Raw genomic sequence first — 21,036 nt, 5'->3', positions numbered from 1 at the left:
CGCCCGGTTACATTCCGAACCCGGAAGCTAAGCCTTTCAGCGCCGATGGTACTGCAGGGGGGACCCTGTGGGAGAGTAGGACGCCGCCGAACAATCTTTCAAGGACCCTTGGTCCCAGCGTTCACGCTGGGACCAAGGGTCCTTTTTGCTTTTTTCCGAAGCGCGCCGGGCAGCCGGGTGCGCGAGAATGACTGCGGTACCCGAAGACAGGAGTCACGTCGATGTCCACCAACTCCCCCGACGATCGTTCGGGCGGCGACTCGCGTCGCGGAGGCCCGCGCGGCCCGCGTCGTGACGACTCGCGTGGCGGCGGCTTCCGCCGCGATGACCGTCCTGGCTTCCGTCGTGACGACCGTCCGTCGTTCCGCCGCGATGACGACCGTGGTGGTCGCCCCTCCGGTGGTGGCTACGGCGGTCCGCGCCGTGACGACGACCGTGGTGGTCGCCCCTCCGGCGGCGGCTACGGAGGCCCCCGCCGTGACGACCGTGGTGGCCGTCCTTCCGGTGGCGGTTACGGCGGCCCCCGTCGTGACGACGACCGTGGCGGCTTCCGTCGCGACGACCGCCGTGACGACCGTCGTGACGACCGTCCGTCGTTCCGCCGTGACGACGACCGTGGTGGTCGCCCCTCCGGTGGCGGCTACGGCGGCCCCCGCCGCGATGACCGTGGTGGCCGTCCTTCCGGTGGCGGTTACGGCGGCCCCCGTCGTGACGACGACCGTGGCGGCTTCCGCCGCGACGACCGTCCCGGTGGCTTCCGCCGTGACGACCGCCGTGACGACCGTGGCCCGCGTCGTGACGACGAGCGCGGTGGCTTCCGTCGTGACGAGCGTCGCGATGACCGCCCCGGTGGTTTCCGTCGTGACGACCGCGCTCCTCGCCGTGACGACGACCGTGGCGGTTTCCGTCGCGATGACCGTCGTGACGAGCGTCCGTCGTTCCGTCGTGACGACCGTGCCCCCCGCCGTGACGACGAGCGCGGTGGCTTCCGTCGTGACGACCGTCGTGACGAGCGTCCGTCGTTCCGTCGTGACGACCGTGCCCCCCGCCGTGACGACGACCGTGGTGGCTTCCGTCGCGATGACCGTCGTGACGAGCGTCCGTCCTTCCCCCGTGACGACCGCGCCCCGCGCCGCGACGACCGTGGCGGCTTCCGCCGTGACGAGCGCCGCGACGAGCGTCCCGGTGGTTTCCGTCGTGACGACCGTGCCCCGCGTCGTGACGACGACCGCGGTGGCTTCCGCCGCGACGACCGTGGCCCGCGCCGCGACGACGACCGTGGTGGGTTCCGTGGTGGCCGCGATGACCGCGGTGGTCGTCCGGGCGGTGGCTACGGCCGCCGCGACGACCGGCAGGGTGGCGGCGGCTACCGCGGCCGCGACGACCGCTCCGGTGGCTACGGCCGGCGCGACGACCGCGACCACGACCGCGGCGAGCGGGAGCCCGTGAAGCGGCTGCCCATCCCCGACGAGGTGACCGGCGACGAGATCGACCAGGACGTGCGGCAGGAGCTCATGAGCCTGCCCAAGGGCCTCGCCGAAGAGGTCGCGCGGAACCTCGTGATGGTCGCGAACCTGCTCGACGAGGACCCGGACCAGGCCTACGAGTACTCCCGTGTCGCCCTGCGCCTCGCCTCGCGCGTGGCCGCCGTGCGCGAGGCCGCCGGCTTCGCCGCGTACGCGACCGCCAAGTACTCCGAGGCGCTCGCCGAGTTCCGTGCCGCCCGCCGGATGACCGGCTCGGTCGAGCTGTGGCCCGTCATGGCCGACTGCGAGCGCGGCATGGGCCGCCCGGAGCGTGCGCTGGCCATGGCCGGCGAGCCCGAGGTGCAGAAGCTCGACAAGGCCGGCCAGGTCGAGATGCGCCTGGTCGCCGCCGGCGCCCGTAAGGACATGGGCCAGGCGGACGCGGCGGTCGTGACGTTGCAGAGCCCCGAGCTCGCGTCGAACTCCATCCAGCCGTGGACCGCGCGCCTGCGCTACGCCTACGCCGATGCGCTCCTCGACGTGGGCCGCGAGACCGAGGCCCGTGAGTGGTTCGCCAAGGCCCTCGAGGCCGACCAGGGCGGCACGACCAACGCCTCCGACCGGCTCGCCGAGCTGGACGGGGTGGAGTTCACGGACGCCCTGGAAGAGGACGAGGCCGAGAACGAGGTCACGGCGGACGCCGAGGCCGAGGACGTCAAGGCCGACGACACCCAGTCCGAGACCGAGACCGGGACCGACACGGAGTCCGAGTCGAAGCCCGAGTCCGGCTCCTCCGGCAGCCAGGGCTGAGCCTGCTCGATCACTCGTGATCGATCGCTGAACGTTGAGGGTGGGACCCCTGGACCGACCGGGGGTTCCACCCTCAACTCATCTCCGGCGGAAGCCGGCCGCCTCAGTTCAGGGCGAGGCTCCGCAGCACCAGGCCCGTGGCCGGCTTGGGGCCGAACGACGTCGACTTGCGCGGCATTGTGACGCCCTGCTCGGCGAGTTCCCGTACGACGTCCTCGTGGACGGGGTGCATCAGCACGGCCGTACCGCCGTGGAGTTCGGCCTGTTTGACGGCCGCCGCGGTCTCGTGGATGTAGCCGATGTGCTCGGGGTCGTCCGGCACCTGCCAGATGTGCTCCAGCAGCGCCGAGTGCAGAACCGTCGCGTCCAGCTCGCGCCAGGTCCGCGGGCGGTCGGTGGGAATCGTCCGGGCCAGCAGCTGAGGGTCCGGCCGGTCCAGGAGGTGGAAGCCGCCGTCACCGGCGAGCACGAAGGCGTTGCCCGGCCCGGCCGAGGCCGCCGCCAGTACCTCGAGGGCGTCCGGCAGCGGGCCGTCGATCGTGGTGACCCGGAACGCGTCGCCCAGGCGGGCCAGGGCCTCGGCCACCGGCAACCGGTGCAGCAGCCGGTGGATGGCCCGTACGCGCAGCGGATAACGGGCCGTGTCCACCAGCAGGACGAGGCCGAAGTCCCAGGGGCCGGGGGCCGGCTGCTCGGCGCGCAGGCGCAGGTAGGTGGCCCAGCGGTGGTGGCCGTCGGCGATGAGGGCGCGCTGGTGGGAGAGGTCCTTGTCGATGACGGCGAGGTCGTGGGGGTCGGTGATGGACCACAGGCGGTGGGCGTAGCCGTCCTCCGTCGTGGTCGAGAGCAGCGGCTCGGTGCGGATGACCCGCTCGATGACGCCGGCCGCGCCCTGGTCGCCGTCGCCGTTGCCCCGGTAGGAGAAGAGCAGGGGCTCGAGATTGGCTGCCGTGTCGCGCATCAGGGCGGCGCGGTCCTCGACGATGTGGGGCATGACGTCCTCGTGGGGGAGGACGATGCCTTCCTCGCGGGGGGTCAGGCGCAGGGCGCCGATGAGGCCGCGCTGCAGTATGCCGTCGCCGCGCTGTTCGTAGACGTAGAGGGCGGGCTCGGGGTCCGCGGCGAGCACGTGCTCGTCCTGCCAGCGGCGCAGCGTCTCGGCTGCCTGGCGGTGCCGGTCGGCGGCGGTGGCGGCCTGGGGGAGAATGAGCCGGACGATGTTGTGTGGGTCGGCGGTTTCCAGGTGGCGCAGGCCGTCGGGGCGTACCACGACGTCGTACGGTGGCGAGGTGACTGCCGAGAGGCTGCCCACCCGGTCGGGGACATAGCGCAGTCCTCGGAAGGGGACCAGTTGAAGCCCCTGTCCCGCGAGACTGCCGTTGGCGCCGTTGCCGTGGCCTGGAGTGCTCATTGTGAAATGTTATGTCTCATGGCCGGATGAGCAATGATCGTGGAAGAGACGTACAGCACAGGGAGCGATCACAGCATGAATCAGACCGTCCGGACCCGGCCCGACGGCAGCGACCAGCGGCTCAGCGCCGCCTATGACACGGCGCTGCTGGACCTCGACGGCGTGGTGTACGCCGGTGGCGAGGCCATCGAGCACGCGGTGGAGTCGCTGGAGGTGGCCCGGGAGGGCGGCATGCACCTGGCGTACGTGACGAACAACGCGGCGCGTACGCCGGAGACGGTGGCCGGGCATCTGACCGAGCTGGGCATCCCCGCCGAACCGACGGACGTGATCACGTCGGCGCAGGCCGTGGCGCGGCTGATCGCCGATCAGCTGCCGCCCGGGTCAAGGGTGTTGGTGATCGGCGCGGAGGGGCTGCGGGTGGCCCTGCGGGAGCGCGGGCTGGTGCCGGTGGAGTCCGCCGACGACGAACCGGCCGCGGTGGCGCAGGGGTTCGGCGGGATGGACATGCCGTGGTCGCGGCTGGCGGAGGCGTCGTACGCGGTGGCGCGGGGCGTGCCGTGGTACGCCTCCAATACGGACTTGACGATTCCGAGTGCGCGGGGCATCGCGCCGGGCAACGGGTCGGCGGTGCAGGTCGTGCGGATAGCCACGGGTGCGGAGCCGCCGCAGGTGGCGGGGAAGCCGCTGCCGCCGATGCACCGCGAGACGATTCTGCGGACCGGTGCGCGGCGGCCGTTGGTGGTCGGCGACCGGCTCGACACGGACATCGAGGGCGCGCATGTGGGGGGCGTGGACTCGCTGTTGGTGCTGACCGGTGTGACGACGGCCGCGGAGTTGCTCGCGGCGCGGCCGGAGCACCGGCCGACGTATGTGGCCGAGGATTTGCGGGGGTTGCTGGAGGGGCAGCCGGTGGTCGCCGGCTCGGCCGACGGTTTCCGCTGTGGGGGGTGGACGGCGTCGGTGGACGGCGAGGCGTTCGCCCTTGAGGGGGGCGGTGAGCGGGTCGACGCGTTGCGGGCGCTGTGTGCTGCCGCGTGGACGGTGGCGGGGGAGGGCTCGTGCGAGCTGGACTCGGGCAAGGTGCTGGGGCGGCTGGGGTGGTAGGGATTCTTTCCCCTACCCGCCCCTTCCCGTAACCGGGGGCTCCGCCCCCGGACCCCCGGTCCTCAATCGCCGGACGGGCTGGATGAGTGACCGGGGGCTCCGCCCCGGACCCCGGTCCTCAAGCGCCGGACGGGCTGATTTTCAGCCCGTCCGGCGCTTGAGGATAAAGAGGGCAAAGGTGACCGGCGGTGCCGTCACCGCGTCAGCCCCAGCAGGTCCCGGGCCGGGCCCGTCGGGCGGTGGCCGCGGGGCCAGACGGCGCGCAGGGCGCGGCGCAGGGGCAGGTCCGCGACCGGTATCTCCACCAGGCGCCGGGTCGCCAGCTCCTCGTCGATCGCCAGCTCGCTCAGCACCGAGGGGCCCGCGCCGCTGACCACGGCGGCCTTCGCCGCCGTCGTCGACGCCAGTTCCAGCAGCGGCTCCGCCAGGCCGCCGTACGCGGCCAGCGCCGTGTCCAGGACCTGGCGGGTGCCCGAGCCGCGCTCGCGCAGGATCAGCGGGGTGGCCGCGAGCTCCGGGGCGGCGAGGGGGGCCTTGCGGCGGGCCCATGGGTGGCCCGGCGCGGTGACCACGACGAGCCGGTCGTGGCCGACGACCGTGCCGTCCAGCCCGGGCGGCACGTCCAGTCCCTCGACGAACCCGAGGTCGGCCTCACCGGCGAGCAGGCGCCCCGCGACCGCCGCGGAATTGCCGGTCAGCAGCGAGACGGCCGTGCCCGGCCGCTCCGTGCGCAGCGCGATCAGCCACCCCGGCAGCAGATACTCCGCGATGGTCATGCTGGCGGCGACGCGCAGCCGCGAGTCGCGGCGCCCGCGCAGCGCCTGCGCCCCCGCGTCGAGGGCCTCGGCGGCCTCCACGACGCGCCGCGCCCAGTCCGTGACGAGGACCCCGGCGTCCGTCAGCCGCGAACCGCGTGGCGAGCGCTCGACGAGGGCGACGCCGAGCTGGCGTTCCATGCCGCGCACCCGGCCGCTCGCGGCGGGCTGGGTGATGCCCAGCTCCCGTGCGGCCCGCCCCAGGCTCCCCAGCCGTGCCACGGCGAGCAGCAGCTCGAGCGCCCCGAGGTCGGGGACCCGGTGGGCCAGCGGCGTCGGCAGATCCTCACTCATAACCCCAGCTTATGTCCTCATAGCCCGGCGATCCCTGGTGAAGGGGGTGGCTCCGGGAGACGGTGGGGACATGAGTGAGCAACCCCGCCCCCGACTGCGCCACCTCGGCCCGAACTGGTACGCCACCGTCATGGGCACCGCCATCGTCGCCTCCGCCGGAGCCGCCCTGCCCCTGCACGGGCCCGGGCTGCGGGGGGCGTACGAGGCGGTGTGGGCGCTGGCGGCGCTGGCCCTGCTCACGCTGCTCGCCGCCCGCGCGGGGCACTGGGCCCGCCACCGCGACCAGGCCAGGCGGCACTTGGCCGACCCGGCCGTGGCACCCTTCTACGGCTGTCTGGCGATGGCCCTGCTGGCCGTCGGCGGCGCCACCCTCTCCGTGGGGTCCGGGGTGATCGGCGAGCGGGCGGCCCTGGCCGCCGACGTGGTGCTGTGGGTGGCCGGCACCGTCCTCGGGCTCGCTGCGGCGGCCGCCATTCCGTACCTGATGGTGACCCGGCACCGCATAGCGCCGGGCGACGCCTCGCCGGTGTGGCTGCTGCCCGTCGTGGCACCCATGGTCTCCGCCGCCCTCGGCCCCGCCCTCGTACCGCACCTGCCGGTGGGCCAGTGGCGGGAGGCGATGCTGCTGGGCTGCTACGCGCTGTTCGGGCTGAGCCTGCTGGCGACGCTGCTCATCCTGCCGCTGGTCTTCGCCCGGCTCGTGCACCACGGCCCGCCGCCGCTCGCGCTGACGCCGACGCTGTTCCTCGTCCTGGGTCCGCTGGGCCAGTCCACGACGGCCGTGAACAACCTCGCCGACGTCGCCCCGGGCGCCGCCCCGGCCCCGTACGCGCAGGCGATGGCCGGCTTCGCGGTGCTGTACGGCCTGCCCGTCATGGGCTTCGCCCTGCTGTGGCTCGCGGTGGCCACCGCCCTGGTGGTGCGCGCCTTCCGCGGCGGCATGGGATTCGCCATGACCTGGTGGGCCTTCACCTTCCCCCTGGGCACCTGTGTGACGGGCGCCGCGACGCTCGCCCGCCACACGGGCCTGCACGCCCTGACCTGGCTGGCCGTCGCGCTCTATCTCCTGCTGGTCGCGGCCTGGGCGGTCGCGGGCGTCCGGACGCTGGCCGGAGTGGTCAGCGGGAAGCTGCTCGCAGCGCCGCGCCCAGCACCCGCGGCGCTTGCGTCAGCGATGGCCCGTACCACGTGAGGTGACGCCCGCTGACCAGCGCGGACGGCAGGCCGGGGAAGGACTCGGGCCCGTCGTCCGCGCTGAAGCGGTACGGCTCGTCGGGCAGGACGACCAGTTCCGCGCCGCAGGCGTTCAGCTCGGGCAGCGGGATGCGGGGATAGCGCTCGGCGTGCCCGGCGTGGACGTTGACGACGCCGAGCCGGGCGAGGACGTCACCGGCGAAGGTGTCCCGGCCGAGCACCATCCACGGTCTGCGCCACACCGGCACGACGGCCCGCAGGAAGGGGCCCGAGGCGCGGGTGTCCCGCCAGGCGTCGCGCGCGTCGTCCAGCCAGGTGGGCCGGGCGAGCCCGCAGCCGCGCACCAGGACGCGCTCCAGCTCGGTGAACGCCTGCTCCAGGGTGCGTACTTCGGTGACGAGCACGTCGAGTCCGGCGGCGAGCAGTGCCGCGAGGTCGGGGGCGCGGTTCTCCTCCTCGTTGGCGATGACGAGGTCGGGCGCGAGGGCCGCGATGCGCGCGGTGTCGGGGTTCTTGGTGCCGCCGACCCGGACGACGTCGAGGCCGGCCGGGTGCTCGCACCAGTCGGTGGCCCCCACGAGGAGACCGGGGGCGGTGGCGGCCACGGCCTCGGTGAGCGAGGGGACCAGGGAGACGACACGGCGTACGGCGGGGCGGCCGCTCAGCGAGCTCACCGCCCCACCGTACGCCTGTTCGTCAGGCGCCGACAGGCGCCAGCTTGTCGGCGAAGCCCGGGTGGGCGTCGAGCCAGCGGCGGGCGGAGTCCTTCTCCTTGCCCTTGCCGCCGCTCTGGATCTCGGCCTCGAGGGAGGCGAGGTCCTTCTCCGGCATCTTGAAGTTCTTCACCCAGCCCGCGATCTCCGGGAAGTCGGCGGCGAAGTTCTTCTTGCCGACCGCGTGGATCTGCTCACCCTCGCCCCAGGCACCCTTGGGGTCCTTGAGCTTCTTCAGGTCGTGCTTGGCGTAGGCCCAGTGCGGCGACCAGAGGGTGGTGACGATGGGTTCCTTCTTCTTCATCGCCCGGTCGAGCTCGGCGAGCATCGTGGAGGTGGAGGAGGAGACGACCTTGTACTCGCCCTCCAGGCCGTACTCCTTGAGCACCTTGTCGTTGAGCGTGCCCATCATGCCGGCGCTGGACTCGATGCCGACGATCTTCCCGCCGAACGTCGCGCCCTTGCCCTTGAGGTCCGCCAGGGAGTCGATGCCCTTGACGTAGGAGGGGACGGCCAGTTCGAGGGAGGTGGGGCCGTACCAGGAGCCGAGGTCGGTGAGCTTGTCGCCGTACCGGTCCATGTACTGCTTGTGCGTCGTGGGCAGCCAGGAGTCGAACTGCAGGTCCATCTGGCCCTGGGCCAGGGCGGTGTAGAGCGGGCCGGGGTCGAGCTGCTTGACGTCCGGCTTGAAGCCGCGGTCCTCCAGGACGTTCTGCCACAGGTAGGTGGTGGCGACCGCCTCGTCCCACGGGAAGTAGCCGAGCTTGACCTGCTTGCCGTGGCCGACGTTCTTGCCGGCGGCCACCGCCTGCCCGTCGCCGTCGCCCTGGGTCAGCCGCATGCCGCCCGCGACGAGCGCGAGGACGACGATGCCGACGGCGGCGACGGCGGTGCCGGGCCGGTGGTTCAGGACCTTCGGGGCGCCGGCGCGCACCGAGGCGGCGGCCTTGGCGGAGGCGCGGCGGCCGAGCGGGGAGACCCGCTTGCCGAGGGCGCCGGTCATCCGGTCCAGGTACATCGCGAGGACCACGACGGCCAGGCCGCTCTCGACGCCGCCGCCGATGTCGACCTGGGTGACGGCCGCGTAGACGGACTCGCCCAGGCCCCCGGCGCCCGCCATGCCGGCGATGACGACCATGGACAGCGCCAGCATGATGACCTGGTTGACGCCCGCCATGATCGTGGGCAGGGCGAGCGGCAGCTGAACCCTGGTGAGGGTGTCGCGCGGGGTGGTGCCGAAGGCGCGGGCGGCCTCGACGAGTTCGCCGTCGACCTGGCGGATGCCGAGCTCGGTCATCCGGACGCCGGGCGGCATCGAGAAGACGATGGTGGCGATCAGGCCGGGGATGGGCCCGATGGAGAAGAACATCACGCCCGGGATCAGGTAGACGAAGGCGGGCATCGTCTGCATGACGTCGAGCACGGGCCGCAGCACACCGCTGACCCGGCGGTCACGGGCCGCCCAGATGCCCAGCGGCACCGCGAGCGCGAGGGTGATGACGCTGGCGACGAGGACGAGCGAGAGGGTCGCCGTCGCCTCGTCCCACAGGCCGAAGGAGTCGATGAGCGCGAGCCCGGCGAACGCCAGGACGCCCGCGAGCAGACCGCGCAGCCACCAGGCGACGACGGCGAGGATGCCGGCCATGACCAGCGCGTCGGGGGCGCCGAGGACGGCGTTGACCCCGTCGTACATGCCGGACAGGACGGTGTTGACGGCGTCGAAGAGCCAGGAGAGGTGGGACTGCAGCCAGTCCACGGCACTCTCGGCCCAGCTGCCGAGACGGATCTTAGGCATGGGCGGTCACCTCCGGCTCGGGCCGCTGCGCAAGGGGCGTGGCGTCCGGCGCGGCCGGCGGCTCGGCCAGGGCGGCCAGCAGGCGGTCGCGGGTGACGACGCCGGCCAGCTCGCCGCGTTCGTCGGTGACCGCGACGGGGTCGCCGCTGAGGGCGAAGGGGGCGAACAGCTCGGAGACGGCCGTCCCGGAGCTGACGGTCGCGGCGCCGGCCGGGACACCGGCCGGCTTGTCCATGATCGAGCCCGCGGTGAGCACCCGGGAGCGGTCGACGTCCTGGATGAAGGAGGCGACGTAGTCGTTGGCCGGGCGGACCAGGATGTCCTCGGCGGTGCCGTTCTGGACGATCCGGCCGTCCCGCATGACCGCGATGCGGTCGCCCAGGCGCATGGCCTCGTTGAGGTCGTGGGTGATGAAGACGATGGTCTTCTTCAGCCGCTTCTGCAGATCCAGCAGCTGGTCCTGCATGTCCCGGCGGATCAGCGGGTCGAGGGCGCTGAAGGACTCGTCCATCAGCAGCAGGTCGGCGTCGGTGGCCAGCGCGCGGGCCAGGCCGACGCGCTGCTGCATGCCGCCGGAGAGCTCGTCGGGCCAGGAGCGCTCCCAGCCCTTGAGGCCGGCGAGCTCCAGGGCCTCGGTGGCCCGCGCCTCGCGCTCCTCGCGCGGCATGCCGCGCACCTCCAGGCCGTAGGCGGCGTTCTCGAGGACGCTGCGGTGGGGGAAGAGGGCGAAGTGCTGGAAGACCATGCTGATGTTGCGCGAGCGGACGTCGCGCAGCCCGCGCGGGGACAGCGCGGTCAGATCCCGTCCGTCGTACAGGACGCGTCCCGCGGTCGGCTCCAGCAGCCCGTTGAGCATGCGCAGAAGGGTGGACTTACCGGATCCGGAGAGCCCCATCACCACGAAGATCTGGCCGGCTTCGACCTCGAACGACGCGTCGATCACCGCCGCGGTGGTGCCGTCCGCGCGCAGCTCGTCGCGGTCGGCACCGCTTTCGAGCCGCCGGACGGCTGCTTCGGGTCGTCTGCCGAACACCTTGTACAGGTGCTCGGCCTTCAGCCTGGACACATAAACCTCTCGGGTCGAACAGCAAGGCCCCGCCACCCCCCATGGGACAGGGCCACTCCGGCGCCGCGCCTGCCCCCGATCATTCGGGGCAAACCGAACAGTGATCCAGTTCACATGTCAGCGGGGTGCGGCATGATCGGTGCCGTGACGCGACGCCTGATGCTCCTCGACACCGCCTCCCTGTACTTCCGCGCCTATTTCGGGGTGCCGGAATCGGTGAAGGCTCCCGACGGCACGCCCGTGAACGCGGTGCGCGGCCTGCTGGACTTCATCGCCCGCCTGGTCCAGGACCACCGCCCCGACGACCTGGTCGCCTGCATGGACTTCGACTGGCGCCCCGAGTGGCGGGTGGCGCTGATCCCCTCGTACAAGGCGCACCGGGTGGCCGAGGAGGTGGCGGCCGGTCCCGACGAGGAGGTGGTGCCCGACACGCTCTCCCCGCAGGTGCCGGTGATCGAGGCCGTGCTGGACGCGGTGGGCATCGCCCGCGTCGGGGCCGTGGGGTACGAGGCGGACGACGTGATCGGCACGCTGGCCGGCCGGGCCGAGGGCCCGGTGGACATCGTCACCGGCGACCGCGATCTCTACCAGCTCGTCGACGACCGCCGTGGGGTGCGGGTGCTCTACCCCGTCAAGGGCGTCGGCACCCTGCAGACCGTGGACGAGGCGCTGCTGCGCGAGAAGTACGGCGTGGACGGGCCCGGCTACGCCGACCTGGCGCTGCTGCGCGGTGACCCCAGCGACGGGCTGCCGGGCGTGCCGGGCGTGGGGGAGAAGACGGCGGCGAAGCTGCTGGCGGCCTTCGGTGACCTGGCCGGGATCCTGGCGGCGGTCGACGACCCGGCGGCGAAGCTGACCCCGGCCCAGCGCCGGCGCCTGGACGAGGCGCGCCCGTACCTGGCGGTGGCCCCCCAGGTGGTGCGGGTCGCCTCGGACGTGCCGCTGGCGCCCTTCGACGCCGCGCTGCCGGCCGCGCCCCGCGATCCGCGGGCCCTGGACGCCCTCGCCGAGCGCTGGGGCCTGGGTGGCTCGTTGCGGCGGCTGCTGTCCACGCTGGGCGGGTGAGCTGTTAGGTTAGGCAGTCCTAACTTTGAATGATCAGGGGATCAGGGGAGACAGCCATGGCAGACCGTCCGGTCCGTAACAAGCCGCAGCTCACCCGGGCACGTGTGGTGCGCACGGAGCGTCTGACGCCGCACATGGTGCGCGTGGTGCTGGGCGGCGACGAGCTCGCGGAGTTCGGTGCCGGCGAGTACAGCGACCACTACGTCAAGCTGCTCTTCCCTCACGAGGGCGTCGCCTACCCCGAGCCGTTCGACATGGAGGTCATCCGCCGCGACCTGCCGCGTGAGCGGTGGCCGCGGACCCGTACGTACAGCGTGCGCTCCTTCGACCGCGCGGCCCGCGAGCTGGTGATCGACTTCGTCTTCCACGGCGACGAGGGCCTGGCCGGTCCCTGGGCCGCCCACGCCCGGCCGGGCGACGAGATCATGATGCTGGGGCCCGGTGGCGCGTACGTGCCGGACCCGGCCGCCGACTGGCACCTGCTCGCGGGCGACGAGAGCGCGCTGCCCGCGATCGCCGCGTCCCTGGAGCGGATGCCGGAGGGCGCCGTCGTGCACGCCTTCGTCGAGGTCGCCGACGAGCGGGAGGAGCAGAAGCTGGACCTGCCCGCCGGCGTCGAGGTCACCTGGCTGCACCGGGCGGGCCGGCCCGTGGGCGAGGCCCTGGTCGGGGCCGTGCGCTCGCTGGACTTCCCCGCCGGTGACGTCCAGGCCTTCGTGCACGGCGAGGCCGGCTTCGTGAAGGAGCTCCGCCGCCACCTGCGGCTGGAGCGCGAGGTGCCCCGCGAGCGGCTGTCCATCTCCGGCTACTGGCGGCGCGGCCACGACGAGGACGGCTGGCAGGCATCCAAGCGCGAGTGGAACCAGCAGGTGGAGGCGGAGCAGGAGAGCGGCCCGGCGGCCGGGACCGCCGCCTAGGCGCCGCGCCGGCCGCCGGGCGCATCACCTGCGGGCGCGTCCGGGCTGGTCAAGCCCCGCCGGCCCGCCCCGCGGCGGCTCGCACCAGGGCCTCGGTCAGCCGTACGTCGTCCCGGGCCTCCGGGTGCCACTGGACGCCCAGCGCGAAGTGACCGTGCGCGTACTCCAGGGCCTCGACCGTGCCGTCCTCCGCGTGGGCGCTCGCCACGAGGCCCGCGCCCAGCCGGTCCACGGACTGGTGGTGATGGGTGGCCACCTCCAGCGGTTCGGGCAGCAGGCGGCCCGTCCGGGTGCCGGGCACCGTCTTGACGGCGTGGTCGGTGAAGGAGCCCACCACCGGGTTGTGGGCGTCGTGGCCCACCTCGTCGGGGAGGTGCTGGCACAGGGTGCCGCCCGCGTGGACGTTCATCAGCTGCATGCCCCGGCAGATGCCGAGGACCGGCACGCCCTGCTCCAGCGCGGCGTCCAGCAGGGCCAGTTCCCAGCGGTCGCGCTCGGGCACCGGGGCGCCGGCACGCGGGTGCGGGCGGGCGCCGTACAGCGCCGGGTCCAGGTCCTCGCCGCCGGCGAGGACCAGGCCCTGCAGCCGCCGGACCACGGCGGCGGCGCTCGCCGGGTTCTCGTCCGGCGGCAGCATGACCGCGAGACCGCCCGCCCGCTGGACGTGGTGCGGGTACGCGGCCGGCAGCAGGGCGGCGGGAAGATCCCAGGCCACTCCCCAGCGGGCCCGGGTGAAGTAGGTGCTGACGCCGATGAGCGGCTGCCGGTCGTCCAACGTCCTGGTCCTTTCCGTACGTACGGTGGTGTGCGCGGTCATTCTCGGGCGAGCTCCGCCTCCGCCGCGGCCAGTGCCGCGAACTCCTCCTCCGGCGCGCTCGCCACCAGGCGGTGCCGGCTGTAGAGGGCGAAGTAGGCGGCGGCGACGGCGTAGACGCCCAGGGCGATGAAGGCGGCGGTGACGTCCACCAGGAACGTGGCCACCAGCGCCGAGCAGGCCAGCACGAAGGCCACGGTGGACGTGGCGGTGCCGCCCGGCGTGCGGTAGGGCCGGGGCAGAGCCGGCTCCCGGCGGCGCAGCACGATGTGGGAGAGCGACATCAGGGCGTAGGAGATGGTGGCGCCGAACACCGCGACGTTGAGCATCCGCGCCCCGTCGCCCGTGGCCGCCGCCAGCGTGAAGCCGAGCGCGCCCGGCACCACCAGCCCGAGCCAGGGGGCCTTGCGGCGGCTGGTCAGGGAGAGGAAGCGGGGCAGGTAGCCGGCCCGGGAGAGGGCGAAGAGCTGCCGCGATCCGGCGTAGATGAGGGAGAAGAAGGAGGCCACCAGGCCCGCCAGGCCCGCGTAGTTGACGATCCGGCCCAGCGTCGTGGCCCGCCCGTCCGGCTGCAGGGCGGCGACCAGGGGGTTGCCGGCGTCCTTGAGCGCGTCGGCGCCGCCCGCGCCGGTGGCGGCGAGGAACGTCAGCAGGGCCAGGAGCAGCAGGATGCCCATGGAGGTGGCCATCGCCCTCGGCAGCGTCCTGGCCGGGTCCCGGGTCTCCTCGGCCGCCAGCGGCACGCCCTCGACGCCGAGGAAGAACCACATGCCGAAGGGGAACGCCGCCCAGATGCCGAGCAGTCCGAACGGCAGCCAGGAGGAGGCCCCGAAGGCGTCCGGGTCGGCGGGGATGTCGTTGAGGTTCCCCGCGTCGAAGTCGGTGAACGCGCCCGCGGCGAAGACGACCAGGGCGGCGACCGCCACGCCCGTCACCACGAAGCTGAAGCGCAGCGCCTCGCCCACGCCCCACAGGTGGATGCCTATGAAGATCACGAAGCAGGCCAGGTACACCGGCCAGGCGGAGGTGAGCCCGAACAGCCGCAGCGACTCGACGTAGTCGCCGATGAACAAGGAGATGGCGGCCGGGGCCAGCACGTACTCGATGAGGATGGCGGTCCCCGTGAGGAAGCCGCCCCAGGGGCCCAGCGCGCGGCGGGCGAAGCCGTAACCGCCGCCCGCCGTGGGGAGGATGGCGGCGAGCTCGGCCAGGGCGAAGACCATGCAGGTGTACATCAGGCCCATGAGGACGGCGGCGAGGGCCAGTCCGCCGAAGCCGCCCTGGGCGAGGCCGAAGTTCCAGCCGGAGAAGTCCCCGGAGACCACGTAGGCCACGCCCAGGCCGGTGAGCAGGAGAGGGCCGGCGCTGCCCCGGCGCAGGGTGCGCTTGTCCAGGTAGCCGGCCGCCTCGGCGGGGCCGGCCGGGCCGGGGGAGCCGGGGGAGCCGTCCCCGGCCGCGCCGCCGGCGGGAGGTGCGCTGGGGGAATCCGTGCGTTCGGCCATGAGCCGCTCCTGCCTGGGGTGACGCTGGGGCAAAGGTTTTGCGCCATACCTTTGCCGTGTTCGCGGCCGAAAGGCAACCCCCTTGCGTTAAACCCCGGTTACGGGGCCGGCCGTCTATGCCAGGAATCCCCGCAAAAGCGCCGCCGTGCCACAGCAGTGCTCCCGCATCACCTCGCGCGCCCCGTCCGCGTCCCCGTCCAGGACCGCCTCCACCAGGGCGGTGTGCTGCCGCTGGGAGTGCTCGAGGTTGCGCACCAGCAGCGGGATGCAGTCCAGCAGGTCGTTGACGGTCGCGCGGACGGCCGCGTACTGCGCGGCCAGCGAGAGGGAACCGGAGAGTTCCGCGAGCGTCAGGTGCAGCATCGTGTCCAGGCGCCGGTAGTCGGCCAGCGGCGCGTCATGGGTGGCGGCCAGCGCGGCCCGCAGCCGGCCGGCCCCCTCGTCGTCCAGCCCGTGCGCCGCGCACAGCCCCGCGGCGCCCACCTCCAGGACCTCCCGGAAGCGCAGTGTGTCCTCCACGTCCACGGCCGCGACGCGCCGCCGTAGTTCGTCCTCGCCCGCCGAGGCGTCCCGGTCCAGGACGAACGTTCCGCCGTAGCGCCCGCGCCGGCTCTCCACCAGGCCCTGGTCCTGCAGCACCTTCAGCACCTCGCGCAGCGTCACCCGGCTGATCTGCAGCCGCTCCGCCAACTCGCGCTCGGCCGGCAACCGTTCCCCCGGGGCCACCAGCCCGAGCCGCATGATCTGGAGTATCTGCTCCAGCGCCTCCTCGAAGCCGTTGCCCGCCCGGACCGGCCGCAGAACCGGCGACAGCCGGTCCGTCGCATGCTTGTTCATCGGCCCCCCTTCCCAATCAATGGTCTACGGCCCTACCTTAAGACCTCCGGTCGCACCGACAGGAGGCAACACCGTGGCAGACCGCATGCCCCCACTCACGGTCGACGAGCTGCGCAGGCTCGTCGACACCGGGGAGATCGACACTGTCGTCCTCGCCTTCACGGACATGCAAGGACGGCTCCAGGGGAAGCGGTTCGCCGCCCGGTTCTTCCTCGACGACACACTCGAGAACGGCACCGAGGGCTGCAACTACCTCCTCGCCGTGGACGCCGAGATGAACACGGTCGACGGCTACACCATGTCGTCCTGGGAACGCGGCTACGGCGACTTCGCCCTCCACGGCGACCTCACCACCTTGCGCCGCACCCCCTGGAACCCCGGCACCGCCCTCATCACCGCCGACCTCGCCTGGCACGACGGCTCCCCCGTCCTCGCCTCGCCGCGCCAGATCCTGCGCCGCCAGCTGGACCGGCTGGCCGAGCGCGGCTGGAGCGCGCAGGTGGGCACCGAGCTGGAGTTCATCGTCTTCAAGGACACCTACGAGGCGGCATGGAACCGCGGCTACCGCGACATGACCCCCGCCAACCAGTACAACTGCGACTACTCCGTGCTCGGCACCGGCCGCGTCGAACCCCTCCTGCGCCGCATACGCAACGAGATGGGCGCCGCCGGGATGACGGTGGAGTCCGCCAAGGGCGAGTGCAACCTCGGCCAGCACGAGATCGCCTTCCGCTACGACGAGGCGCTGACCACCTGCGACCAGCACGTCGTCTACAAGACCGGCGCCAAGGAGATAGCCGCCCAGGAGGGCATGGCACTCACCTTCATGGCCAAGTACGACGAGCGCGAGGGCAACTCCTGCCACATCCACCTCTCGCTGCGCGACGAGGCCGGGCGCCCCGTGCTCGCCGACGACTCCGGGCCGTACGGGATGTCGAGGACGATGCGGCACTTCCTCGCCGGACAGCTCGCCGCCCTGCGCGACTTCACCCTCCTGTACGCCCCCAACATCAACTCCTACAAGCGCTTCAGGCCCGGCTCCTTCGCCCCCACCGCCGTCGCCTGGGGCCCCGACAACCGCACCTGCTCGCTGCGCGTCGTCGGCCACGGCCCCTCCCACCGCTTCGAGAACCGGCTGCCCGGCGGCGACGTGAACCCCTACCTGGCCGTCGCCGGCATGGTCGCCGCCGGACTGTACGGCGTCGAGCACGAGCTGGAGCTGCCCGAGGTGTGCACCGGCAACGCCTACACCGCCGGCGCCGCACACGTCCCCGCCACCCTGCGGGAGGCCGCGCAGCTGTGGGAGGCCAGCCCCATAGCCCGGGCCGCCTTCGGCGACGAGGTCGTCGAGCACTACCGGAACATGGCGCGTGTCGAGCAGGAGGCGTACGACAGCGCCGTCACGGACTGGGAGCGCTACCGCTCCTTCGAGCGGATGTAGACCACCAACGTTGTGGGCAGGCGTTCCGCGGGCTGGGGGCACCTCCCAGCGGTAGCTGGGGGAGGGTGGGCACCACGCGACCACCGGCGTGCAGCCGCGCGCGAAACGGCAGCCCGGCCGCCGGCGCGGCGGAACGAACCAGCAGGGAGACGACTTGCACGAGCACCACGTGATCAACCCGGCGACCGAGGAACTCGTCGCCACCGTCCCCGCGGCGACGCCGCAGGACGTCGACGCCGCCGTCCGGCGCGCCGCCGAAGCCCAGCGCGGCTGGGCCGCGCTCGCCCCCGGCGACCGCGCCCGGCAGCTGCGCCGCTTCGCCGACACCGTCGACGCGCACCTGGAGGAGCTGGCCCTGCTGGAGGTCCGCGAGGCGGGCCACCCCCTGGGCAACGCCCGCTGGGAGGCCGGCAACGTCCGCGACCTGCTGGAGTACGCGGCCGCCGGAGTGGAGCGGCTGTCCGGCTCCCAGATCCCGGTGGCCGGCGGCCTGGACGTCACCTTCCACGAGCCGCTGGGCGTCGTCGCCGTCATCGCGCCCTGGAACTTCCCGATGCCCATCGCCGCCTGGGGCTTCGCCCCCGCCCTGGCCGCGGGCAACGCCGTGCTCGTCAAGCCCGCCGAGACCACCCCGCTGACCGCCCTGCGGCTGGCCGGGCTGGCCCTGGAGGCCGGACTGCCCGAGGGACTCCTCCAGGTCCTGCCCGGCGCCGGACCCGAGGCGGGCGCCGCGCTCGTCGAACACCCCGGCGTCGCCAAGGTCGTCTTCACCGGCTCCACCGCCGTCGGCAAGCAGATCATGGCCAAGTGCGCGGCCGGCGTGAAGCGCGTGACCCTCGAACTCGGCGGCAAGAGCCCCAACATCGTCTTCGCCGACGCCGACATCGAGCAGGCCGCCGCTGCCGCCCCCGGCTCCTTCCTCGACAACACCGGCCAGGACTGCTGCGCCCGCAGCCGCATCCTGGTCCAGCGCGGCGTCTACGACCGGTTCATGGAGCTGCTCGAGCCGGCGGTCAAGACCTTCGCCGCCGGCGACCCCACCGACCCGGCCACCCGGATGGGCCCGCTGATCTCCGCCGCCCACCGCGAACGCGTACGGTCCTACGTCCCCGAATCCGCACCCGCCGCCATCCGCGGCGACGTCCCCGCGGGCAAGGGGTTCTGGTACCCGGCCACCGTGCTCGAAGGCACGGCGGAGGACCGCGTGGCCGTGGAGGAGGTCTTCGGGCCGGTCGCCGTCGTCATCCCCTTCGAGGACGAGGCGGAGGCCGTGCGCATCGCCAACGCCACCGACTACGGCCTCTCCGGCTCGATCTGGACCCGGGACGTCTCCCGCGCCCTGCGCCTCTCGCGCGCCGTCGCGGCGGGCAACCTCTCCGTCAATTCCCACAGCAGCGTGCGCTACTGGACCCCCTTCGGCGGCTTCAAACAGTCCGGCCTCGGCCGCGAGCTGGGCCCCGGCGCGCTGTCCGCCTTCACCGAGACCAAGAACGTCTTCATCGCCATCGACCCTCTGGAGGAGACCAAGTGACCGACCAGACCCCCGTCTGCCGCCGACTGGCCGGACGTACCGCCGTCGTCACCGGAGCCGGCAGCGGCATCGGCCTGGCCACCGCCCGGCGGTTCGCCTCCGAGGGCGCCAACGTGGTGTGCGCCGACATCGACGAGAGCGCGGGCAAGGCCGCCGCGGCCGAGACCGGCGGGCTGTTCGTGAAGGTCGACGTCACCAGCCCGGAGGAGGTCGAGGCGCTCTTCAGGACCGCCTACGACACCTACGGCTCGGTCGACGTCGCCTTCAACAACGCCGGCATCTCCCCGCCCGACGACGACTCCATCCTCACCACCGGCCTCGAAGCCTGGAAGCGCGTCCAGGAGGTCAACCTCACCTCCGTCTACCTGTGCTGCAAGGCGGCACTGCCCTACATGCAGCGCCAGGGCAAGGGCTCCATCATCAACACCGCCTCCTTCGTCGCGGTCATGGGCGCCGCCACCTCGCAGATCAGCTACACCGCCTCCAAGGGCGGCGTGCTGGCGATGTCCCGCGAGCTGGGCGTGCAGTTCGCCCGCGAGGGCATCCGCGTCAACGCCCTGTGCCCGGGGCCGGTGAACACGCCCCTGCTGAAGGAGCTGTTCGCCAAGGACCCGGAGCGGGCGGCGCGGCGCCTGGTGCACGTGCCGGTGGGGCGGTTCGCCGAGCCCGAGGAGATCGCCGCCGCGGTGGCCTTCCTCGCCAGCGACGACTCCTCCTTCGTCAACGCCGCGGAATTCCTCGTCGACGGAGGCATCGCGGGCGCGTACGTGACCCCGCTGTAGGGTCCATGATCAAAGGCCCGGGACCGGGCCGCCTCCCCTCGCGGAAGGTCCGGTTCCGGCGTCACCCAGCCACCACACGCACCAAAGAGAGCACATGCGCATCCAGTCCGCCATCGTCGTCGGCCTCGCTGCCGCCGCGGCCCTCGCCGCTTCGGTCCCCGCCACCGCGGCCCCCGCCCACGACGCGCCCCGCCGTCACTGTCCCCAGCTCGACAAGAACCTCGCATGGGCCGGTGACAACCGCGCCCGGCTGCAGAAGATGATCGACGAGCGCGGCACCTGCTCCGGCAAGCGCGGCCCCCGCCCCGTCGCCGCCTTCGACTGGGACAACACGGTCGTCAAGAACGACATCACGGACGCCACGCTCGCCTGGTCGCTCAAGCACGACAAGATTTTGCGTCCGAAGAGCTGGCAGGACACCAGCGCCTGGCTGACCCCGGCCGCCGACAAGGCGCTCACCAAGGCGTGCGGCACCTCCGTGCCCGTCGGCCGGCCGCTGCCCACCTCGAAGAACACCGCCTGCACCGACGAGATCTTCGAGATCCGGGAGAAGTCGCAGACCATGGCGGGCGAGCCGGCCTTCGCCGGCGACTGGAACCACCGGCGCACGGTCCCCGCGTACGGCTGGATACCGCAGCTGTTCGCCGGGCACACCCCCGCCGCCCTCAACTCCTTCGCCCGGCAGGCCCGCGCCGAGCAGCTCGCGGCGCCCGTCGGGACCAAGCAGACCGTCGGCACCCACACCCTCGCCGGCTACATCCGCTACTACGACCAGCAGAAGGACCTGATCCGCACGCTCAAGGCGGCCGGCTTCGACGTCTACATCGTCTCCGCCTCCTCGGAGCCGATCGCCGAGGCTTGGTCGAGCGGCGTGGGCCTCGACCGTAAGCACACCATCGGCATCCGCAGCATCACCAAGCACGGCAAGCTCACCACCTCCCTCAAGGGCTGCGGTGGCGTCGAGACCGGCCGCGGCGACGCCCTGCCGTACATGGACGGCAAGCGCTGCATGATCAACCAGGAGATCTTCAAGATCAAGGGCGCGAAGGCCTGGCAGAAGCAGGACGCCGCCCACCGCATCGCCCTCGGCGCCGGCGACGCCGACACCGACGTGACGTTCGTCGACGACGCCACCGGCGCGCACGTCGCCATCAACCGCAACAAGTCCGAGCTGATGTGCCGCGCCTACGACGACGCGGACGGCCGCTGGGTGGCCAACCCGATGTTCATCGAGCCGATGCCGCGCAAGTCCGGTACGTACCCCTGCTCGACGGCGGGCGCCACCGCCGCGGACGGCTCCAAGATGCCGGTGCTGCGCGCCGACGGCAGCGTGATCCCGGACCAGGTCGACAAGGCGTTCTGACCTGACGGAACCTCCCCCACGGGATAGCGGGCGGCAGGGACCGGTGGCCATCGGCACCACCGGTCCCTGCCGCCTTCTCACGTGACGTCGCAGGACGTGCGGAACGGCCCTTC

Annotated in this window: 18 protein-coding genes and 1 rRNA gene; 10 read left to right on the top strand and 9 right to left on the bottom strand. The window is 72.8% G+C overall.

The window, feature by feature from the left end; all coding sequences use genetic code 11:
* A 5S ribosomal RNA gene (gene rrf, locus ABZ956_RS23850) occupies nucleotides 1–92 on the top strand; the annotation flags it as partial.
* 6 nt (nucleotides 93–98) lie between these two features.
* Here the strand turns inward: rrf and ABZ956_RS23845 are convergent.
* Complete coding sequence (locus ABZ956_RS23845) at nucleotides 99–1,424, bottom strand: hypothetical protein (RefSeq protein ID WP_361897140.1); 1,326 nt, start codon at nucleotides 1,422–1,424, stop codon at nucleotides 99–101.
* A gap of 75 nt (nucleotides 1,425–1,499) precedes the next feature.
* Between ABZ956_RS23845 and ABZ956_RS23840 the strand changes: the two genes are divergently transcribed.
* On the top strand, nucleotides 1,500–2,276 hold the full coding sequence (locus ABZ956_RS23840) for a hypothetical protein (RefSeq protein WP_361897170.1): 777 nt from the start codon (nucleotides 1,500–1,502) through the stop codon (nucleotides 2,274–2,276).
* Between the two features lie 103 nt (nucleotides 2,277–2,379).
* On the opposite strand, the gene ABZ956_RS23835 is transcribed toward ABZ956_RS23840, so the two are convergent.
* Nucleotides 2,380–3,687, bottom strand: a complete 1,308-nt coding sequence (locus ABZ956_RS23835) for a DUF1015 domain-containing protein (RefSeq protein WP_361897137.1) — start codon at nucleotides 3,685–3,687, stop codon at nucleotides 2,380–2,382.
* A gap of 75 nt (nucleotides 3,688–3,762) precedes the next feature.
* Here ABZ956_RS23835 and ABZ956_RS23830 point away from each other — a divergent pair, with 75 nt between their 5' ends.
* Complete coding sequence (locus ABZ956_RS23830) at nucleotides 3,763–4,794, top strand: HAD hydrolase-like protein (RefSeq protein ID WP_361897134.1); 1,032 nt, start codon at nucleotides 3,763–3,765, stop codon at nucleotides 4,792–4,794.
* Nucleotides 4,795–4,988: 194 nt separating this feature from the next.
* On the opposite strand, the gene ABZ956_RS23825 is transcribed toward ABZ956_RS23830, so the two are convergent.
* Complete coding sequence (locus ABZ956_RS23825; RefSeq protein WP_361897131.1) at nucleotides 4,989–5,903, bottom strand: LysR family transcriptional regulator; 915 nt, start codon at nucleotides 5,901–5,903, stop codon at nucleotides 4,989–4,991.
* A 70-nt stretch (nucleotides 5,904–5,973) separates the two neighbouring features.
* Between ABZ956_RS23825 and ABZ956_RS23820 the strand changes: the two genes are divergently transcribed.
* The gene (locus ABZ956_RS23820; protein ID WP_361897128.1) at nucleotides 5,974–7,095 is read left to right on the top strand and encodes a TDT family transporter; all 1,122 of its coding nucleotides are present in this window, start codon (nucleotides 5,974–5,976) and stop codon (nucleotides 7,093–7,095) included.
* Here ABZ956_RS23820 and ABZ956_RS23815 read toward each other — a convergent pair.
* The 3 genes from ABZ956_RS23815 to ABZ956_RS23805 are packed head-to-tail and all read right to left on the bottom strand — an operon-like array spanning nucleotide 7,022 to nucleotide 10,671.
* Complete coding sequence (locus tag ABZ956_RS23815; RefSeq protein WP_361897167.1) at nucleotides 7,022–7,762, bottom strand: helical backbone metal receptor; 741 nt, start codon at nucleotides 7,760–7,762, stop codon at nucleotides 7,022–7,024. The two genes, ABZ956_RS23820 and ABZ956_RS23815, sit on opposite strands and share 74 nt — an antisense overlap.
* 31 nt (nucleotides 7,763–7,793) lie before the next feature.
* The gene (locus ABZ956_RS23810) at nucleotides 7,794–9,605 is read right to left on the bottom strand and encodes an ABC transporter permease/substrate binding protein (protein ID WP_361897125.1); all 1,812 of its coding nucleotides are present in this window, start codon (nucleotides 9,603–9,605) and stop codon (nucleotides 7,794–7,796) included.
* Entirely contained in the window at nucleotides 9,598–10,671 is a 1,074-nt protein-coding gene (locus ABZ956_RS23805) for a glycine betaine/L-proline ABC transporter ATP-binding protein (protein ID WP_361897122.1), read from the bottom strand. The genes ABZ956_RS23810 and ABZ956_RS23805 overlap by 8 nt, the downstream gene beginning before the upstream one ends.
* A 114-nt stretch (nucleotides 10,672–10,785) precedes the next feature.
* Here ABZ956_RS23805 and ABZ956_RS23800 point away from each other — a divergent pair, with 114 nt between their 5' ends.
* Nucleotides 10,786–11,736 carry a 5'-3' exonuclease gene (locus tag ABZ956_RS23800; protein WP_361897119.1) on the top strand — a complete coding sequence of 317 codons (951 nt, stop codon included), beginning with the start codon at nucleotides 10,786–10,788 and terminating at the stop codon, nucleotides 11,734–11,736.
* A gap of 56 nt (nucleotides 11,737–11,792) precedes the next feature.
* Entirely contained in the window at nucleotides 11,793–12,653 is an 861-nt protein-coding gene (locus ABZ956_RS23795; protein WP_361897116.1) for a siderophore-interacting protein, read from the top strand.
* A 49-nt stretch (nucleotides 12,654–12,702) separates the two neighbouring features.
* Here the strand turns inward: ABZ956_RS23795 and ABZ956_RS23790 are convergent, their stop codons facing one another.
* The 3 genes from ABZ956_RS23790 to ABZ956_RS23780 form a co-directional block, all read right to left on the bottom strand.
* Nucleotides 12,703–13,470 carry a gamma-glutamyl-gamma-aminobutyrate hydrolase family protein gene (locus tag ABZ956_RS23790; RefSeq protein WP_361897113.1) on the bottom strand — a complete coding sequence of 256 codons (768 nt, stop codon included), beginning with the start codon at nucleotides 13,468–13,470 and terminating at the stop codon, nucleotides 12,703–12,705.
* Complete coding sequence (gene eat / locus ABZ956_RS23785) at nucleotides 13,467–14,969, bottom strand: ethanolamine permease (RefSeq protein ID WP_361897110.1); 1,503 nt, start codon at nucleotides 14,967–14,969, stop codon at nucleotides 13,467–13,469. Before eat ends, ABZ956_RS23790 begins: the two co-directional genes overlap by 4 nt.
* A gap of 114 nt (nucleotides 14,970–15,083) precedes the next feature.
* Nucleotides 15,084–15,806: an FCD domain-containing protein gene (locus tag ABZ956_RS23780; RefSeq protein WP_361897107.1), complete on the bottom strand. Its 723-nt coding sequence runs from the start codon at nucleotides 15,804–15,806 to the stop codon at nucleotides 15,084–15,086.
* A 73-nt stretch (nucleotides 15,807–15,879) separates the two neighbouring features.
* On the opposite strand from ABZ956_RS23780, the gene ABZ956_RS23775 reads away from it, so the two are divergent.
* The 4 genes from ABZ956_RS23775 (at nucleotide 15,880) to ABZ956_RS23760 (ending at nucleotide 20,923) form a co-directional block, all read left to right on the top strand.
* Nucleotides 15,880–17,247 carry a glutamine synthetase family protein gene (locus ABZ956_RS23775; protein ID WP_361897104.1) on the top strand — a complete coding sequence of 456 codons (1,368 nt, stop codon included), beginning with the start codon at nucleotides 15,880–15,882 and terminating at the stop codon, nucleotides 17,245–17,247.
* Nucleotides 17,248–17,401: 154 nt separating this feature from the next.
* Entirely contained in the window at nucleotides 17,402–18,778 is a 1,377-nt protein-coding gene (locus ABZ956_RS23770; RefSeq protein ID WP_361897101.1) for an aldehyde dehydrogenase family protein, read from the top strand.
* Entirely contained in the window at nucleotides 18,775–19,560 is a 786-nt protein-coding gene (locus ABZ956_RS23765) for a 3-oxoacyl-ACP reductase (protein ID WP_361897098.1), read from the top strand. The genes ABZ956_RS23770 and ABZ956_RS23765 overlap by 4 nt, the downstream gene beginning before the upstream one ends.
* A gap of 94 nt (nucleotides 19,561–19,654) precedes the next feature.
* Nucleotides 19,655–20,923: a haloacid dehalogenase-like hydrolase gene (locus ABZ956_RS23760; RefSeq protein WP_361897095.1), complete on the top strand. Its 1,269-nt coding sequence runs from the start codon at nucleotides 19,655–19,657 to the stop codon at nucleotides 20,921–20,923.
* The last annotated feature ends 113 nt before the right edge of the window (nucleotides 20,924–21,036 follow it).

The organism is Streptomyces sp. NPDC046261, from assembly GCF_040646235.1.
Classification (GTDB): Bacteria; Actinomycetota; Actinomycetes; order Streptomycetales; family Streptomycetaceae; genus Streptomyces.
Note: the sequence above shows the minus strand (reverse complement) of the source record. Positions and strands in the feature narration are given on the sequence as shown.

What these genes read in the sequence shown, in the direction of transcription:
- ABZ956_RS23835 (WP_361897137.1), bottom strand. Translation starts at nt 3,687, where the DNA reads ATGAGCACTCCAGGCCACGGCAACGGCGCCAACGGCAGTCTCGCGGGA.
- ABZ956_RS23830 (WP_361897134.1), top strand. Translation starts at nt 3,763, where the DNA reads ATGAATCAGACCGTCCGGACCCGGCCCGACGGCAGCGACCAGCGGCTC.
- ABZ956_RS23825 (WP_361897131.1), bottom strand. Translation starts at nt 5,903, where the DNA reads ATGAGTGAGGATCTGCCGACGCCGCTGGCCCACCGGGTCCCCGACCTC.
- ABZ956_RS23820 (WP_361897128.1), top strand. Translation starts at nt 5,974, where the DNA reads ATGAGTGAGCAACCCCGCCCCCGACTGCGCCACCTCGGCCCGAACTGG.
- ABZ956_RS23810 (WP_361897125.1), bottom strand. Translation starts at nt 9,605, where the DNA reads ATGCCTAAGATCCGTCTCGGCAGCTGGGCCGAGAGTGCCGTGGACTGG.
- ABZ956_RS23800 (WP_361897119.1), top strand. Translation starts at nt 10,786, where the DNA reads ATGTCAGCGGGGTGCGGCATGATCGGTGCCGTGACGCGACGCCTGATG.
- ABZ956_RS23795 (WP_361897116.1), top strand. Translation starts at nt 11,793, where the DNA reads ATGGCAGACCGTCCGGTCCGTAACAAGCCGCAGCTCACCCGGGCACGT.
- ABZ956_RS23790 (WP_361897113.1), bottom strand. Translation starts at nt 13,470, where the DNA reads ATGACCGCGCACACCACCGTACGTACGGAAAGGACCAGGACGTTGGAC.
- eat (WP_361897110.1), bottom strand. Translation starts at nt 14,969, where the DNA reads ATGGCCGAACGCACGGATTCCCCCAGCGCACCTCCCGCCGGCGGCGCG.
- ABZ956_RS23780 (WP_361897107.1), bottom strand. Translation starts at nt 15,806, where the DNA reads ATGAACAAGCATGCGACGGACCGGCTGTCGCCGGTTCTGCGGCCGGTC.
- ABZ956_RS23760 (WP_361897095.1), top strand. Translation starts at nt 19,655, where the DNA reads ATGCGCATCCAGTCCGCCATCGTCGTCGGCCTCGCTGCCGCCGCGGCC.